Source organism: Hafnia sp. HMSC23F03, from assembly GCF_001816025.1.
In the GTDB taxonomy this organism is placed as follows: Bacteria; Pseudomonadota; Gammaproteobacteria; order Enterobacterales; family Enterobacteriaceae; genus Hafnia; species Hafnia paralvei.
Map to the genome: position 1 here is coordinate 1 of NZ_KV824233.1, position 13,377 is coordinate 13,377.

Here is a 13,377-nt window from a genome sequence, read left to right on the forward strand (position 1 = left end):
GATTGGCCCCCCGACTCGGACGCCTGCACGGAGTTCATGTCGGTTTCGGTGCATTAGGCGTACGAAACCTACTCCACAAACTCATGCATACAAAACCTTTAACCGTTCAAGCACAAAAAGATCTAGGCGGCATATAAGCCGCCGAAATTAAAACCCCTCAGAATATTAACTTAAACACCCCAGTAATCGTCAGCAGCCCCACAATAAATATAATCGCAATAACCCATAATAATATTTTCATTTGCTGCTCCTTATTTGCTGATAAAAAACGCCCGTAATGGGCGCTAGTCATATGAGTATAGATAAAGATAAGCAAATGTGCGGGTTATCGGTTATTACCAGCCTTGAACTGCGCCACCGTTAAAGATTTTCTCAGCCGCGGCAGCAACTTCCGGTGATTCATAAGACTTAACAAAATCACGTACGTTAGCGGCATCTTTATTATCTTCTCGAGTGACAATAATGTTTACATAAGGAGATTCCTTATCCTCAATAAATACACTGTCTTTCACCGGTGATAATCCAGTCTGTTGCAGATAGGTGGTGCTGATAATAGCCACGGTAACTTTCGGGTCTTTTAAAACGTGCGGGAGCTGTGCACCTTCTAGCTCCATAATGTTCAGGTTTAACGGGTTAGCGGTGATATCAATGGATGTTGGCAGTAAGCCTTTATCCTGATTAACCGTTATCAGCTTTTCTTTTTGCAATAACAATAATGCGCGACCTAAATTGGTCGGGTCATTTGGGATCGCAATAGTGTCGCCTTTTTTTAACTCTGAAACATTTTTGATTTTGTCGGAGTAACCCGCCATTGGGAAAACAAAGGTATTGCCTACGGCCACTAATTTATAGCCATGTGCCTTATTCTGTTCAGCAAGATAAGGTCGGTGTTGGAATACGTTAGCATCCAGCTCACCTTTATCGGTGGCATCGTTAGGCAGCAGAGAACCACTGAACCCCACGAGCTCAACGTCTAATCCGTATTTCTCTTTCGCCACTTTCTGCGCTACTTCAGCCACATCTTGCTCGGCACCGTTAATCACGCCGACTTTTATATGATGTGCTTGATCCGATTTTTGGTCACAGCCAGAGAGCAATGCAGCGGTGCTAAATAGCGCAACGAATAAGGTTGCGTTAAACACAGATTTCATGAGAACCATCCTTATGTTTTTCAATATGATAAGTAGCAGCGCCATTCATTGTTTATCCCTCTGCGAATGCCCGTTTAAATGCGCATTGATGCCATCAGATAGGTATTTTTGACGCCAGATTTAGCATCTCTTTTTCATTAACGTTTGTATGCTGATTATTTTTCATCATGGCCGTTATTAAATCGAGTTTGGAAAGTAAGTCGTTGTTTTATAAGTTTCAGTAATCATTACTCTATGGCTAATGATTATGTAAGTTGGTTAATTGATAGACGACTCTAGGACTTTTATCCTGACCTCACTGCAAAATTCTTACTCGCATGATGCGCTAATGAATTAAACCGGGGAGGTTTAGGTATGTCGCTTCATCAAACACCCACTCGCGTTTGGGATACACGCCGTCAGGAAAAACGGCGTCGTATTGAAAGCGTGCAGGGGCTGACAAACGGAAAAGTGATTCCGACCGACGAGTTAACAGCCGTTCTTGAAAAACTGATCGTCTCTGGCGATCGCGTGGTGATGGAAGGTAATAACCAAAAACAGGCTGATTTCTTGTCGCGCAGTCTGGCTGAGATTGATCCCGCCAAAGTTCACGATCTGCACATGATCATGCCTAGCGTTGGTCGTGCAGAACACCTCGATATTTTTGAAAAAGGTATTGCTCGTAAGCTGGACTTCGCGTTTTCCGGCACCCAAAGTTTGCGTATTTCTCAGTTGCTAGAAGATGGTCAATTAGAGATAGGCGCAATTCACACTTATATCGAGTTGTACTCCCGACTTTATGTCGATTTAGTTCCGAACGTTGCCTTGGTCGCCGGATTTAAAGCAGACCGTCACGGCAATCTCTATACCGGTCCTAGCACCGAAGATACTCCTGCGTTAGTCGAAGCCGCTGCGTTTAAAAATGGTTTGGTTATTGCGCAGGTTAATGAATTGGTGGATGACGAAACCGATCTGCCGCGTGTAGATATTCCGGGCTCTTGGATCGATTTTGTGGTGGTTGCTGACAGGCCATTCTTTATTGAACCGCTGTTCACCCGAGATCCTCGCTTGATTAAACCCGTGCATGTTTTGATGGGCATGATGGCGATCAAAGGTATCTATGCCAAACATCAGGTTCAGTCACTCAACCACGGTATCGGTTTCAATACTGCAGCAATTGAGCTGTTGCTACCCACCTACGGTGAGCAACTGGGTTTGAAAGGTAAGATCTGTAAGCATTGGACGTTAAACCCGCATCCGACACTGATCCCTGCTATTGAAAGCGGCTGGGTAGAAAACGTGCATTGCTTTGGCGGTGAGTTGGGGATGGAGAATTACATTGCTGAACGTCCAGATATCTTCTTTACCGGCCATGATGGCTCAATGCGTTCAAACCGCGCCTTCTGCCAAATGGCGGGTCAATATGCCGTGGATATGTTCATCGGTTCGACGCTACAAATTGATGGTATTGCGCACTCGTCTACAGTTACTCGTGGCCGCCTATCCGGCTTTGGCGGGGCACCGAACATGGGACACGATCCCCATGGTCGCCGCCATGCCACACCTGCTTGGCTCGATATGATCGAAGAGCCCGATCCGTTAGCTCGTGGTCGCAAGCTTGTGGTGCAAATGGTCGAAACCTTCCAAGCCGGAGCAAAACCAACCTTCGTTGAGAAACTTGATGCGGTCGATGTGGCGAAAGAGTCCGGTATGCCGCTGGCGCCAGTGATGATTTATGGCGATGACGTGACCCATGTTTTGACCGAGGAGGGGATTGCCTATCTTTATCGTGCGCGTTCATTAGAAGAGCGCCGCGCGATGGTTGCAGCCGTTGCGGGTATCACGGATATCGGTTTAGGCGTTGATGCTAAACGTGTCGCGGAATTACGCCGTGAAGGCAAAGTGGTCTTCCCTGAAGATATGGGCATTCGCCGCACCGATGCAACGCGCTCTTTACTGGCTGCAGGCAGCATATCCGATCTGGTTGAGTGGTCTGGTGGTTTATACAACCCACCAGCGAAATTCCGGAGCTGGTAATGAAAATTCAACCCTATTCACTCCATTTCGATGCAGACGAGCTGGCTATGTCGCTCGCCGGTCACGCCACGCAGTCATTGATTGATGAGGCCCGCCTGTCACCCAAACCGGGTTTGGTCGATAGCCGTGGTTCAGGTGCGCATCAGGATCTCACGCTGGAATTGATGGAACGCTCTGCACATAGCTTAAGGCCTACCTTTCAGCAGTTGGCTATCGCCAGTTGGCAGCGTCCGGTAGATATCGCTTTGCGTCAGGAGATTGGAAGGATAGGGCGGGACGGTGAACGTAGCATGATGCTGGCGACAAACGGTGTAAACACCCACCGCGGGGCGATTTGGGCATTAGGTCTGCTGGTTAGCGCAGCAGCGATACAGGGAGCGATGAGAGATCTGCACGCTACGGTATCGCTGGCTGCGCAGATAGCCAAACTGCCCGACCACGCCAGTCCCAAAATTTTCAGTAAAGGGCTTCGTGCAACCCAGCGTTATCGGGTTCCAGGGGCACGCGAAGAAGCACAGCTAGGGTTTCCGCATGTGATGACGTTGGCGCTTCCCCAGCTATGGCTAAGCAGAGAGCAAGGTGCGAGTGAGCAGGAAGCCCGTATCGATGCACTGATGGCCATTATGACTTCGTTGAGTGATACCTGTGTGTTATCGCGTGGCGGTTTGTCTTCGCTGAAGGCGATGCAGCAGGGCGCGGCTGAGGTGCTTACCCGTGGTGGATATCGTATGCCCAAAGGGCGGGCGGCGCTGGCAATGCTTGAGACTCGTATGTTGGCCGATCGTGTGTCACCCGGTGGAGCCGCAGATTTACTGGCTGCTGCACTGTTTTTAGATCGCGTCTACCCCCGTTAGTGCTGTGGATGAAAGTGCGGTCGTTAGACAACGAATAAAGAGGACGTTATGGAACGAATTGAACTGAGCTATCCGGCAACTGAGAAGCTGCTGGGAAAGGCATTGAGTGGCGTCGTCGGTTCCGGCGATATGGAGGCCTTGTTTGAACCTAAGCACAGCCCCGAGGTGTTGACTGTGGTGATCAAAACTTCGGTAGACGGTAGTCGTTTACGCTGGCAGCACCTTTTCGAACGCCTTGCTAGTCTTCGCACTCTGCCGGTTGGGCGTTTAGAGATTAATGATTTTGGCGCTACACCGGGCGTAGCCCGTTTACGTATCGAACAAGTCTTTGAGGAGGCAACTCATGCGTAACGATCTCAGCTTTATTGAACTCAGTGCCCGTGAACGTGCACGTAATTTGTTGGATGCTGGTAGTTTCCGCGAGTTATTAGGGCCATTTGAACACATCACTTCGCCTTGGTTAGAACCACAAGGGATCGTGACTCAGGCTGATGACGGAATGGTCGTTGCTAAAGGTACGATTGATGGCAAACCTGCGGTTGTAGCGGCAGTAGAAGGGGCTTTCCAAGGCGGCAGTATGGGAGAAGTCTCGGGTGCCAAGATGGCGGCTGCATTAGAACTGGCTGCAGAAGACAATCGTAACGGTATTCCTACACAGGCGGTGCTGTTATTGGAAACTGGTGGTGTACGTTTGCAAGAGGCCAACCTCGGTTTGGCAGCGATTGCGGATATTCATGCTGCTATCGTTGATCTACGCCGCTACACCCCAGTTATTGGCATCGTTGCAGGGACGGTGGGATGCTTTGGCGGCATGTCAATCGCTGCAGCGCTGTGCAGCTATCTCATTGTGACACGTGAGGCGCGACTGGGTTTGAATGGCCCACAGGTCATCGAACAGGAAGCGGGTATAGAAGAGTATGACTCGCGCGACCGTCCATTCATTTGGAGCATGACCGGCGGAGATGTGCGCTATCGCAATGGTTTTGTCGATGAAGAAGTTCCCGACGGTTTGAATGCGGTCAAACAGGCGATGAAAAAATGCATTGCACGCGGCGTTCCCGTACAGCATCGCTCTGATAAGTTTAATGATTATCTGAAGACTCTTATGGGGTTCGACACCCGTCAACAGGCGACGGCTGAACTGGCCGCAGAACTTTTTTCCCACAGTCATTTCTCCGCAAAAGATTGCAAACAGGAGGATCGCGCATGAGCACCTCAATCACGAATACAGCCAGCCGTGGTCAGTACTGGTTTTCCTTATTGACCCAGAATGCAAAGCAGCGCGAAGGACAGTGTGCGTCGGTAAAAGCTGCTGATGGTGATATTGATGGACAACCAGCACGTATTATCGCGGTGGTTCCAGATGCCAAGAATCATTACCCGCGAGCGGCTAACGGTGAAGTTGGTTTGTTAGAGGGCTGGACGTTGGCACAGCTAGTGAGCGAAGTCGTCGATGCAGATCAAGGTAAAGATCAAAAACGAGCCATCGTCGCGGTGATTGATGTTCCAAGCCAGGCATATGGCCGACGCGAAGAAGCTTTTGGTATACATCAAGCGTTGGCTGGTGCTGCAGGCGCTTATGCCAAAGCGCGTTTAGCAGGTCATCCAGTCATCGGGTTGATCGTTGGGAAAGCGATGTCGGGGGCTTTTCTTGCCCACGGTTATCAAGCTAACCGTTTGATTGCCTTCAATGATGCAGGTGTCATGATTCATGCAATGGGGAAGGAATCTGCGGCGCGTATCACCCTACGCTCTGTAGAATCTCTAGAGAAACTGGCGGCGACCATTCCTCCTATGGCCTATGACATCAAAAACTACAGCACGCTAGGTTTGTTAGATCAACTTCTGAACATCAATGATCCACTCAACGCCAGCGCCGACGATCTTAACCGAGTGATCTCAGTATTGCGTGATGCCATTGTCGATGCTCGTCAGCAGGGTGTTGATCTTCGCAATCGTTTAGGCGCGCAGAACCGCCAGAGTTCATCACTCGTTCGCACTCGTATGCGCGCTGAATGGTAACGCGTTAGACATATCAAGACCGATCGTTAGTTCTTCATATCACGCTGGGCGCGATGCTAAAACGTCGCCCCCAGTGAGCTTTCACCTGCCCGCTAACGACCATTTTATAAAAAGAAAATAACGCGTTACCTGAATTCTTATCTGTAACGCTTTTTGTTTTTAGCTTTTTGTTTTTATACAAGGTGATTTATGACATACGTAATTATTCACGCGCTTGCTCCGATATTCGTCATCATGTTGCTCGGCTTCTATGCGGGTAAAGCGAAGATGGTTGATAACAAGAATGTTTCTCTACTGAATATTTTCGTTATGGACTTCGCTCTTCCTGCCGCGTTATTTAGCGCAACAGTACAGACGCCGTGGAGCGGAATTGTGCAGCAGTCTCCTTTGATCGTGGTTCTGGTTTTAGGTATGTGGATCACCTATGCCGGCATTTACTTCGTCTGCACCAAAGTGTTTAAGAAAACGCCTCAGGATGCAGCGGTGCTGACTTTGACCGTAGCGTTGCCTAACTATGCGGCGTTAGGATTGCCGATTCTGGGAAGTGTACTGGGTGAAAGCTCTGCGACGTCGCTTTCTGTCGCGGTGGCGATTGCCTGTGGTTCTGTGCTGATGACGCCGTTTTGTCTCTTGATTCTGGAACGTGAAAAAGCACGTGAGTCTGGTGCGATTCAGGGCTCAACGCTGACCATGCTTCCCGTGTTGATGTGGCGCTCTGTGAAAAAACCTATTGTGTGGGGGCCTTTGTTAGGGGTTGTGCTGTCGGCTGTTGGTATTCATATGCCTGAAATGGTGTTGGCTTCAATCAAGCCTCTTGGACTTTCAGCGACTGCTTCCGCACTGTTTTTGACCGGTTTGATCCTGTCTGCTCGTCAATTGAAAATCAATACCTGCGTCGTTCTGTCTAGTGTAACTAAGCTACTGATTCAGCCATTTATTGCTTGGGGCATCGTCTTAGCTATGGGGTTACATGGTGACGTTGCTGTTACGGCTATTCTGATGATCGCGCTTTCTGCTGGCTTCTTCGGTATCGTATTTGGCAATCGTTTTGGTGTGCAGTCGCCTGATGCTGAAGCAACGCTGTTAATTAGCTCTGTGCTTTGTATCCTAACATTGCCGCTGTTTATTACGCTTACCGCCGGTATTTAAAAAGGAGTCACTATGTTGCGCCCGCATGATTTGATTTGGATTAACAACGCACAAGCACTTACGGCTGAAGAACCCTTGCCTGACTGGGTAACTCAGCAGTGGCAAATATCTCTGCCGCTGGTCGTGAGGCGTGATCTCCAACAAGGCGGGCGTATTCCGGTTGGTATTCGTGGTATGAAGCGCAGCCAACGCGCAGCGGGTTGGGTCGATGAGAAAAGTGTTGTGCGCTGTGCTACACCAGAATCATTGGTGAGCGATCCCGTCGCCTTGTTGCACTCATCGTTTATTTCTCTGCCGCCAGTACAGGTCTTAGTGATGCTGATGCAAACAGTGTGGCCGTGGTCGTGGGGGGTTACCGGAAGCTGCGGATACGCATTAGCGACGGATATCCCGGTAATGCATACCGATAGCGATCTGGATCTGGTTGTACGTTGCCCTCAGCGAGTATCACCTGTTGAGTTTACATCCCTCAGCGAAAGACTCGCTCAGGTTCACCTACCGTGTCGAACCGACGTGCAGATTGAAACTCCCAACGGGGGTTTTGCTCTGGCGGAATGGCTACGTGATGGGCGAGTAATGCTAAAAACCGCAACGGGGCCGATGTTAACGCGCGATCCGTGGTTGCGACCAGAGGATGCATGATGAAAGTATTATTTACGTTTCCAGGGCAAGGGCCGCAGCGTTCTTCAATGCTGCATGACTTACCAGATAACCCAACCACAAAGTTGTTGCTTGAGCAGGCCAGCGACGTTTTAGATGAAGATATTTTGGCACTAGATAGCGCTTCCGCGCTGGCAAGAACCCGTGCGGTTCAAATTTGTTTACTGATAGCCGGTGTTGCCTATGCGAGAGAGCTGCAGGAAAACGGAGTTCAGGCCGATTTTGTCAGTGGCCTGTCGATTGGTGCTTTTCCCGCAGCTGTTGTTGCGGGGGCTTTAGACTTTGATGATGCAGTTCGCTTGGTTGCGTTACGTGGCGAATTGATGGAAAACGCTTACCCAGAAGGTTTCGGATTATCGGCAATCGTGGGGTTGAATCTGACCCAGCTTGAACCGTTGATTACACAGGTTAATTCGCCACAGCAGCCGGTCTATTTAGCCAATATTAACGCCGAAGAGCAATTTGTGATTGCAGGTAGCGAAGCTGCGATGCAGCAGGTTATGGTATTGGCTCGAGCCCAAGGTGCTCATAAGACACAGCGTTTAGCCGTGAGTGTGCCATCCCACTGCGCGCTGTTACTCAAACCCGCTCAGAAATTGGCACAGGCGATGCAAACGGTGGTGCTGAAATGTCCAAAAATTGCCTATTTAAGCGGTAGTACTGGACGTGTGCTATGGCAGCCTGAGCGCATTGCAGACGATTTGGCGTTCAACATGTCACGAACCGTACGCTGGCATGAGGCAATGGTGGCGGCCTACGAGCGGGAAGTGCGTTTGGCGATAGAAATGCCGCCAGGAGCGGTACTCACTGGGCTCACTAAAAAGGTCATGGAGCAGGGGGAGGCGCTTTCACGTTGCCAGCTTGGATTAAAATCCATCACAGACATTGTCGCTCGTTATCAGCGAAATGCTTAGTCTATCGCCTGCTTCGAAGACTGATGGGCGCGTGCATACATGCGTCCTTCAGCTGTGAGCGCTAAAATATTGGGGTCTTGCTCTCGACTACGAGCGAAAACAAGCGCGATGGTTTGGCGCATCTGATAGTCATCACACAACGGTAGTAGCTTGACGCTATTTTCATACACGTTCTTCATCCGCCCTGGAATAAGGGTATACCCCACACCGGCTTGCACTAAACTCAGCATGGAAAAAATATCGTTAACTCGCGTAACGATATACGGTTCAAAACCAGCAATTTGAAAGGCCTCGTTAAAACCATGGTAGGTGGCAAAACCTTCAGCCAGAGAGACAAACTTTTCTCCGCGATAATCTCGTAGATCAGCCAAGCCCGGTTTGATCAGCGTAGATGTGGCCGGCGCGGCAAGGAAAATATCATCTTTAAACAGAGGCAGTGTTTCAAACAGCTGCGCATTCACTTGACTGTCAGAGATAGAGATCAAAATGGCGTCCAACTGCTGGTCTTCTAACTGTTGGAGCAAATCTTGGTTTGAGCCCATAGTGAGGCTGATCTCAACTTCTGGGCGGCGTAGTTTCACCCCCATAATCAGTTTAGGGATGGTTTCCAGCGTGAGTGAATACATCGTGCCGATTCTCATCCGCTGCTGACCAAAACCTGCGGCTATCCGAGTTTCCTCGATCCCCTTTTGTGCCAGTTCCACCAGGTCGTGGGCATATTCCGCTAATGTATGCGCGGCAGGTAGCGGTAGTAAATTGCGGCCTTTATGCACAAATAAAGGACAGCGAAACCCTTCTTCTAGCGTATGCAGTGCGCGGTGAACGCTTACACTGCTTAATCCTAGAGATTCGGCGGCGCGTGAAATATTCTCTTTTTCCATGAAGGCTAAAAATATTTCTAATTTACGCAGAGTTATTTCGCTGTCGATCATAAGGCCGCCTAAATATAAATACAGGGAGAATACTTTAACAAAATAAGGGATTTATGTTTGGCAAAAAACAGCGTGGACTAATGAAGCCTAAAATGAGGTGAGACTGAGTTATGGCAAGGCTTATAGGAGTAAAAAATTTCCTATTTTTCCCTTTATTTTTGTCGCTGCGTTCTATACTGAAAGTGTGGGAAAAATGTTGATAAACGTTTATCCCGCATCAGACGTCAGGGGGTGTGTCATGAGTAACCATGTTTGGGGACTGTTATCGCATCCGGCACAGGAGTTCCGGCAAATACGGCAGGAAAATGAGTCGGTATCGCATATCTATACTCATCATGTGCTACTGATGGCTGCTATTCCTGTTATCTGCTCTTTTATTGGCACTACCCAGTTTGGCTGGGATTTCGGCGGTGATCGCGTTTTTAAAGTGTTGCCGATGACGGCATTAGCCATTGCAGTTGTATTTTACGGTCTAATGCTTGCCGCGGTAGGTTTTGTTGGTATGGTCATTCGCTGGATGGCTCGGGAATATGAAAACTGCCCGAGTTTAAATCGTTGTATCGTGTTTGCGGGCTATGTCGGTACGCCCATGTTTCTAAGCAGTATTGTATCAATCTATCCGATGGTATGGCTGTGCATGCTCGCGGTTATCGTGGGGGTGTGTTATAGCGGTTATTTGTTGTATCGCGGTATTCCGAATTTTCTCGGTATCACTGAAGATCAAGGGTTTATTTTCTCTGGATCGACCTTCGCAATCGGTGTGTTGGTACTCGAGTTACTATTGGGGATTACCGTTATCATGTGGGGCTATGGTTCACATATTTTCTAGCCCTGCGGTGTTCAACGCAGTAGAAGTGAAAACGTTTTGTTGATTATAACCTAGCAGGCGCTGGAGTTTACCTTCAGCGCCTTTTTCACGTCATTAGGCTGGTCAAAAAGGCTCACGCTTTTTGTTCCGCCACTCGAATTATTTGCGGAAATAGAGGAGCGCTATTTCTTATTCAGCATCGCTTTGAGATCGGCAAACGGGTTATAGGTGGCTTCGCCGACGTCTTTCTGCGCATCTTCACCCGCAATCACGGTGGAGCCATACTGGTCAGCTTCGGTGTATTTGGAATGCTCATGATCGTGACAGTACAAGCACAGTAGCTCCCAGTTGCTGCCGTCTTCTGGGTTATTGGTATGGTCGTGATCGATATGATGTACGGTGAGCTCGCGCAGGTTAGAGTACACAAACTCGCGTGAACAGCGGCCACACACCCATGGATAAATTTTAAGTGCTTTTTCACGATAGCCAGTTTCTAAACGGGCGTAGTTCTTAGGGATGATTGCCATGAGGACAGACCTTAACAAGACTGGGGAATATTCACCTATATTAGGTGAATTTACATCGCACTCCAATCTTTGCCTGATTTATGAACGAACGTAGATAATAATGCCGGCCAGAATAACACCGCCGACGCCGCCCAAAGTCAGCAATGCCATTCCGGCGATAATTGCTTTTTTCAGCATGATTCTTCTCCTCAATACAGTTGCGGCGATTATACCCTGCCTATGCCCTCTGCTCTAACCATTTTGTAACATTCAAGTCACTTTTCTATTGTGATTTATATTCATTTAAGTAATAAAAATAAATTATTAAGTATTTAATGGAATTATAAATTTCAGAAATACTGAGCCTCACCTGATTTAGGGAGTGACTCATTGATGAAAAAAGCAATTAGCGGCATGCGGTCATCGCATTACTTACATGCCGAACAGCAAAGCCGCATTGGTGCGTGGAAACGCCAGTGGGTCTGGCGCAGTGAGCTCCCAACATGGTGTGTCCTGATTGCCATATATGCTGGCTGGGCGTTGGTGGTTTACCACTGGCAACTGCTGGGAAAATGGTTTGGAACGCCTTTGTTAGTGTTGCTGACCTGTTGGTATATGTCGCTTCAGCACGAGCTTATCCACGGTCATCCCACCCGTTGGCCGCGTGTTAATCAGCTCTTAGGATTGATGCCGCTGGCGATCTGGTATCCCTACGGTATTTATCGTGATTCGCATCTGGCCCATCACCGCGATGCGTCGCTGACTCATCCGTTGGAAGATCCTGAATCGTACTATTTCAGTGAGTCTCGATGGAAGAATTCATCGGCAATTTGTCGTAGAGTGATTTGGCTGCGGAATACCTTTTTTGGCCGCATGATTATTGGGCCTGCGCTAGGGATTGGTGCGTTGGCTAAAGGCGAACTCCGCGGCATTATGCAGGGAGAGAGCAAAAAAATTGCCATGTGGCTGATCCATTTGTCATTACTCGGTTTGATTCTGTGGATCGTACAGTTGGCGGGGATGTCAGCGTGGTGGTATCTACTGGCGATTAGCTATCCGGCCTTAGGTTTGGCGATGGTTCGCTCGTTTTACGAACACCGTGCGGTGGACGATCCCTCAGCCCGTTCTATTATTAATGAGGCGGCGTGGCCGTGGCGGCTGCTGTTTTTAAATTTGAATTACCACATTGTGCACCATGATTTACCCAGCTTGCCGTGGTATGGATTGCGCAAGGTCTATTTGGCTTATCGCATGGAGTATCGGCAAAGGAATCAGGGGTTTGTGGTTCAGGGATATTCACAGTGGTGGCGGCAATATGCATGGCGTTCGGTAAACGTCACGCAACATCCGTTAATGGCTTTGACCCACGATGAGTCACCGGAGCACCTAGGCTCTGGCGACCGCAATAATAATGATGAGGAACCGTTATGGCAGGAAATTTATCTATGGGACGCAAGATTTTGGCATCTTTGGCGCTGATGGGCGTTTCTATCTGCGCTGCTCAGGCCGCGGATGCGGTCACCGTGGGCTCCAAGATTGACACTGAGGGTTCCTTACTTGGCAACCTCATCGTGCAAACGCTGGATGCCAACGGGATCAAAACGGTGAATAAAACCCAGCTTGGCACGACTAAAGTGCTGCGCGGTGCAATTACCGCCGGTGAAATTGATATCTATCCAGAATATACCGGCAACGGCGCTTTCTTCTTTGCCGATGAAAATGATCCGGCATGGAAAAATGCGCAGCAGGGGTATGACAAAGTGAAGCAGTTGGATTTGGCGAAAAACCAGATCGTGTGGCTTACGCCAGCCCCGGCTAACAATACATGGAGTATTGCGGTGCGCAACGATATCGCACAGCAAAACCATTTGGAGTCATTAGAGGATTTGGGGAAATGGTTAAAGCAGGGCGGTAAATTCAAACTGGCGGCCTCCGCAGAGTTTATTGAACGCCCAGATGCGCTGCCTGCGTTTGAAAACGCCTACGGCTTCAAACTGGATCAGGATCAGCTGTTGTCTTTAGCGGGCGGTGATACTGCGGTAACGATTAAGGCTGCGGCAGAACAAACGTCGGGCGTGAATGGTGCAATGGCGTATGGCACCGACGGCCCAGTGGCCGCATTGGGTTTGAAAACCTTGAGCGATCCTAAAGGCGTGCAGCCTATTTATGCACCAACGCCAATCGTGCGCGAAGCGACGCTGAAAGCTCATCCTGAAATTGCCGCTGTGCTGAAGCCCGTGTTTGAATCTCTGGATGGACCAACCCTGCAAAAGTTGAATGCCAAAATTGCGGTTGATGGTCAAGATGCGAAAAAAGTCGCTGCAAAATATCTGAAAGATAAGGGTTTTGTTAAGTCTTGAGTTAG

At 49.0% G+C, this 13,377-nt stretch carries 14 protein-coding genes; 11 read left to right on the forward strand and 3 right to left on the reverse strand.

Annotated elements, in window-relative coordinates; all coding sequences use genetic code 11:
- Positions 1-335: 335 nt before the first annotated feature.
- Entirely contained in the window at positions 336-1,151 is an 816-nt protein-coding gene (gene nlpA, locus HMPREF3091_RS14875; RefSeq protein WP_035504111.1) for a lipoprotein NlpA, read from the reverse strand.
- 354 nt (positions 1,152-1,505) lie between these two features.
- Here nlpA and mdcA point away from each other — a divergent pair, with 354 nt between their 5' ends.
- From mdcA to mdcH, 8 genes are all read left to right on the forward strand, one after another.
- Positions 1,506-3,167: a malonate decarboxylase subunit alpha gene (gene mdcA / locus HMPREF3091_RS14880; protein ID WP_070716685.1), complete on the forward strand. Its 1,662-nt coding sequence runs from the start codon at positions 1,506-1,508 to the stop codon at positions 3,165-3,167.
- Positions 3,167-4,021 (forward strand): triphosphoribosyl-dephospho-CoA synthase, encoded by an 855-nt coding sequence (locus HMPREF3091_RS14885; RefSeq protein WP_070716687.1) that lies wholly within the window; start codon positions 3,167-3,169, stop codon positions 4,019-4,021. Before mdcA ends, HMPREF3091_RS14885 begins: the two co-directional genes overlap by 1 nt.
- Before the next feature lie 48 nt (positions 4,022-4,069).
- Positions 4,070-4,372, forward strand: a complete 303-nt coding sequence (mdcC, locus tag HMPREF3091_RS14890; RefSeq protein WP_004096253.1) for a malonate decarboxylase acyl carrier protein — start codon at positions 4,070-4,072, stop codon at positions 4,370-4,372.
- The gene (locus HMPREF3091_RS14895; protein WP_070716689.1) at positions 4,365-5,231 is read left to right on the forward strand and encodes a biotin-independent malonate decarboxylase subunit beta; all 867 of its coding nucleotides are present in this window, start codon (positions 4,365-4,367) and stop codon (positions 5,229-5,231) included. The genes mdcC and HMPREF3091_RS14895 overlap by 8 nt, the downstream gene beginning before the upstream one ends.
- Entirely contained in the window at positions 5,228-6,043 is an 816-nt protein-coding gene (gene mdcE / locus HMPREF3091_RS14900) for a biotin-independent malonate decarboxylase subunit gamma (protein WP_004096249.1), read from the forward strand. The genes HMPREF3091_RS14895 and mdcE overlap by 4 nt, the downstream gene beginning before the upstream one ends.
- Positions 6,044-6,232: 189 nt before the next feature.
- Positions 6,233-7,192 carry an AEC family transporter gene (locus tag HMPREF3091_RS14905; RefSeq protein WP_070716691.1) on the forward strand — a complete coding sequence of 320 codons (960 nt, stop codon included), beginning with the start codon at positions 6,233-6,235 and terminating at the stop codon, positions 7,190-7,192.
- A gap of 12 nt (positions 7,193-7,204) precedes the next feature.
- Positions 7,205-7,834 (forward strand): malonate decarboxylase holo-ACP synthase, encoded by a 630-nt coding sequence (locus HMPREF3091_RS14910; RefSeq protein WP_070716693.1) that lies wholly within the window; start codon positions 7,205-7,207, stop codon positions 7,832-7,834.
- A complete protein-coding gene (gene mdcH, locus HMPREF3091_RS14915; protein WP_070716694.1) occupies positions 7,834-8,766 on the forward strand; it encodes a malonate decarboxylase subunit epsilon in 933 nt (310 codons plus the stop codon). The genes HMPREF3091_RS14910 and mdcH overlap by 1 nt, the downstream gene beginning before the upstream one ends.
- Here the strand turns inward: mdcH and HMPREF3091_RS14920 are convergent.
- Positions 8,763-9,698 (reverse strand): LysR family transcriptional regulator, encoded by a 936-nt coding sequence (locus HMPREF3091_RS14920; RefSeq protein WP_004096240.1) that lies wholly within the window; start codon positions 9,696-9,698, stop codon positions 8,763-8,765. The two genes, mdcH and HMPREF3091_RS14920, sit on opposite strands and share 4 nt — an antisense overlap.
- A gap of 238 nt (positions 9,699-9,936) precedes the next feature.
- On the opposite strand from HMPREF3091_RS14920, the gene HMPREF3091_RS14925 reads away from it, so the two are divergent.
- The gene (locus tag HMPREF3091_RS14925) at positions 9,937-10,527 is read left to right on the forward strand and encodes a Yip1 family protein (RefSeq protein WP_035504107.1); all 591 of its coding nucleotides are present in this window, start codon (positions 9,937-9,939) and stop codon (positions 10,525-10,527) included.
- Positions 10,528-10,688: 161 nt separating this feature from the next.
- Here HMPREF3091_RS14925 and yajD read toward each other — a convergent pair whose 3' ends face one another.
- Positions 10,689-11,033, reverse strand: coding sequence for an HNH nuclease YajD (gene yajD / locus HMPREF3091_RS14930; protein ID WP_004096236.1), 345 nt, complete (start codon positions 11,031-11,033; stop codon positions 10,689-10,691).
- 372 nt (positions 11,034-11,405) lie between these two features.
- Here yajD and HMPREF3091_RS14935 point away from each other — a divergent pair, with 372 nt between their 5' ends.
- Both HMPREF3091_RS14935 and HMPREF3091_RS14940 read left to right on the forward strand, forming a co-directional pair.
- Positions 11,406-12,491 carry a fatty acid desaturase gene (locus HMPREF3091_RS14935; RefSeq protein ID WP_070716696.1) on the forward strand — a complete coding sequence of 362 codons (1,086 nt, stop codon included), beginning with the start codon at positions 11,406-11,408 and terminating at the stop codon, positions 12,489-12,491.
- Positions 12,440-13,372 carry a glycine betaine ABC transporter substrate-binding protein OsmF gene (locus HMPREF3091_RS14940; protein WP_070716697.1) on the forward strand — a complete coding sequence of 311 codons (933 nt, stop codon included), beginning with the start codon at positions 12,440-12,442 and terminating at the stop codon, positions 13,370-13,372. The genes HMPREF3091_RS14935 and HMPREF3091_RS14940 overlap by 52 nt, the downstream gene beginning before the upstream one ends.
- Positions 13,373-13,377: the final 5 nt, after the last annotated feature.

What these genes read in the sequence shown, in the direction of transcription:
- HMPREF3091_RS14920 (WP_004096240.1), bottom strand. Translation starts at nt 9,698, where the DNA reads ATGATCGACAGCGAAATAACTCTGCGTAAATTAGAAATATTTTTAGCC.
- HMPREF3091_RS14925 (WP_035504107.1), top strand. Translation starts at nt 9,937, where the DNA reads ATGAGTAACCATGTTTGGGGACTGTTATCGCATCCGGCACAGGAGTTC.
- mdcC (WP_004096253.1), top strand. Translation starts at nt 4,070, where the DNA reads ATGGAACGAATTGAACTGAGCTATCCGGCAACTGAGAAGCTGCTGGGA.
- HMPREF3091_RS14905 (WP_070716691.1), top strand. Translation starts at nt 6,233, where the DNA reads ATGACATACGTAATTATTCACGCGCTTGCTCCGATATTCGTCATCATG.
- HMPREF3091_RS14885 (WP_070716687.1), top strand. Translation starts at nt 3,167, where the DNA reads ATGAAAATTCAACCCTATTCACTCCATTTCGATGCAGACGAGCTGGCT.
- mdcE (WP_004096249.1), top strand. Translation starts at nt 5,228, where the DNA reads ATGAGCACCTCAATCACGAATACAGCCAGCCGTGGTCAGTACTGGTTT.
- HMPREF3091_RS14940 (WP_070716697.1), top strand. Translation starts at nt 12,440, where the DNA reads ATGGCAGGAAATTTATCTATGGGACGCAAGATTTTGGCATCTTTGGCG.
- HMPREF3091_RS14935 (WP_070716696.1), top strand. Translation starts at nt 11,406, where the DNA reads ATGAAAAAAGCAATTAGCGGCATGCGGTCATCGCATTACTTACATGCC.
- yajD (WP_004096236.1), bottom strand. Translation starts at nt 11,033, where the DNA reads ATGGCAATCATCCCTAAGAACTACGCCCGTTTAGAAACTGGCTATCGT.
- mdcH (WP_070716694.1), top strand. Translation starts at nt 7,834, where the DNA reads ATGAAAGTATTATTTACGTTTCCAGGGCAAGGGCCGCAGCGTTCTTCA.
- mdcA (WP_070716685.1), top strand. Translation starts at nt 1,506, where the DNA reads ATGTCGCTTCATCAAACACCCACTCGCGTTTGGGATACACGCCGTCAG.
- nlpA (WP_035504111.1), bottom strand. Translation starts at nt 1,151, where the DNA reads ATGAAATCTGTGTTTAACGCAACCTTATTCGTTGCGCTATTTAGCACC.
- HMPREF3091_RS14910 (WP_070716693.1), top strand. Translation starts at nt 7,205, where the DNA reads ATGTTGCGCCCGCATGATTTGATTTGGATTAACAACGCACAAGCACTT.
- HMPREF3091_RS14895 (WP_070716689.1), top strand. Translation starts at nt 4,365, where the DNA reads ATGCGTAACGATCTCAGCTTTATTGAACTCAGTGCCCGTGAACGTGCA.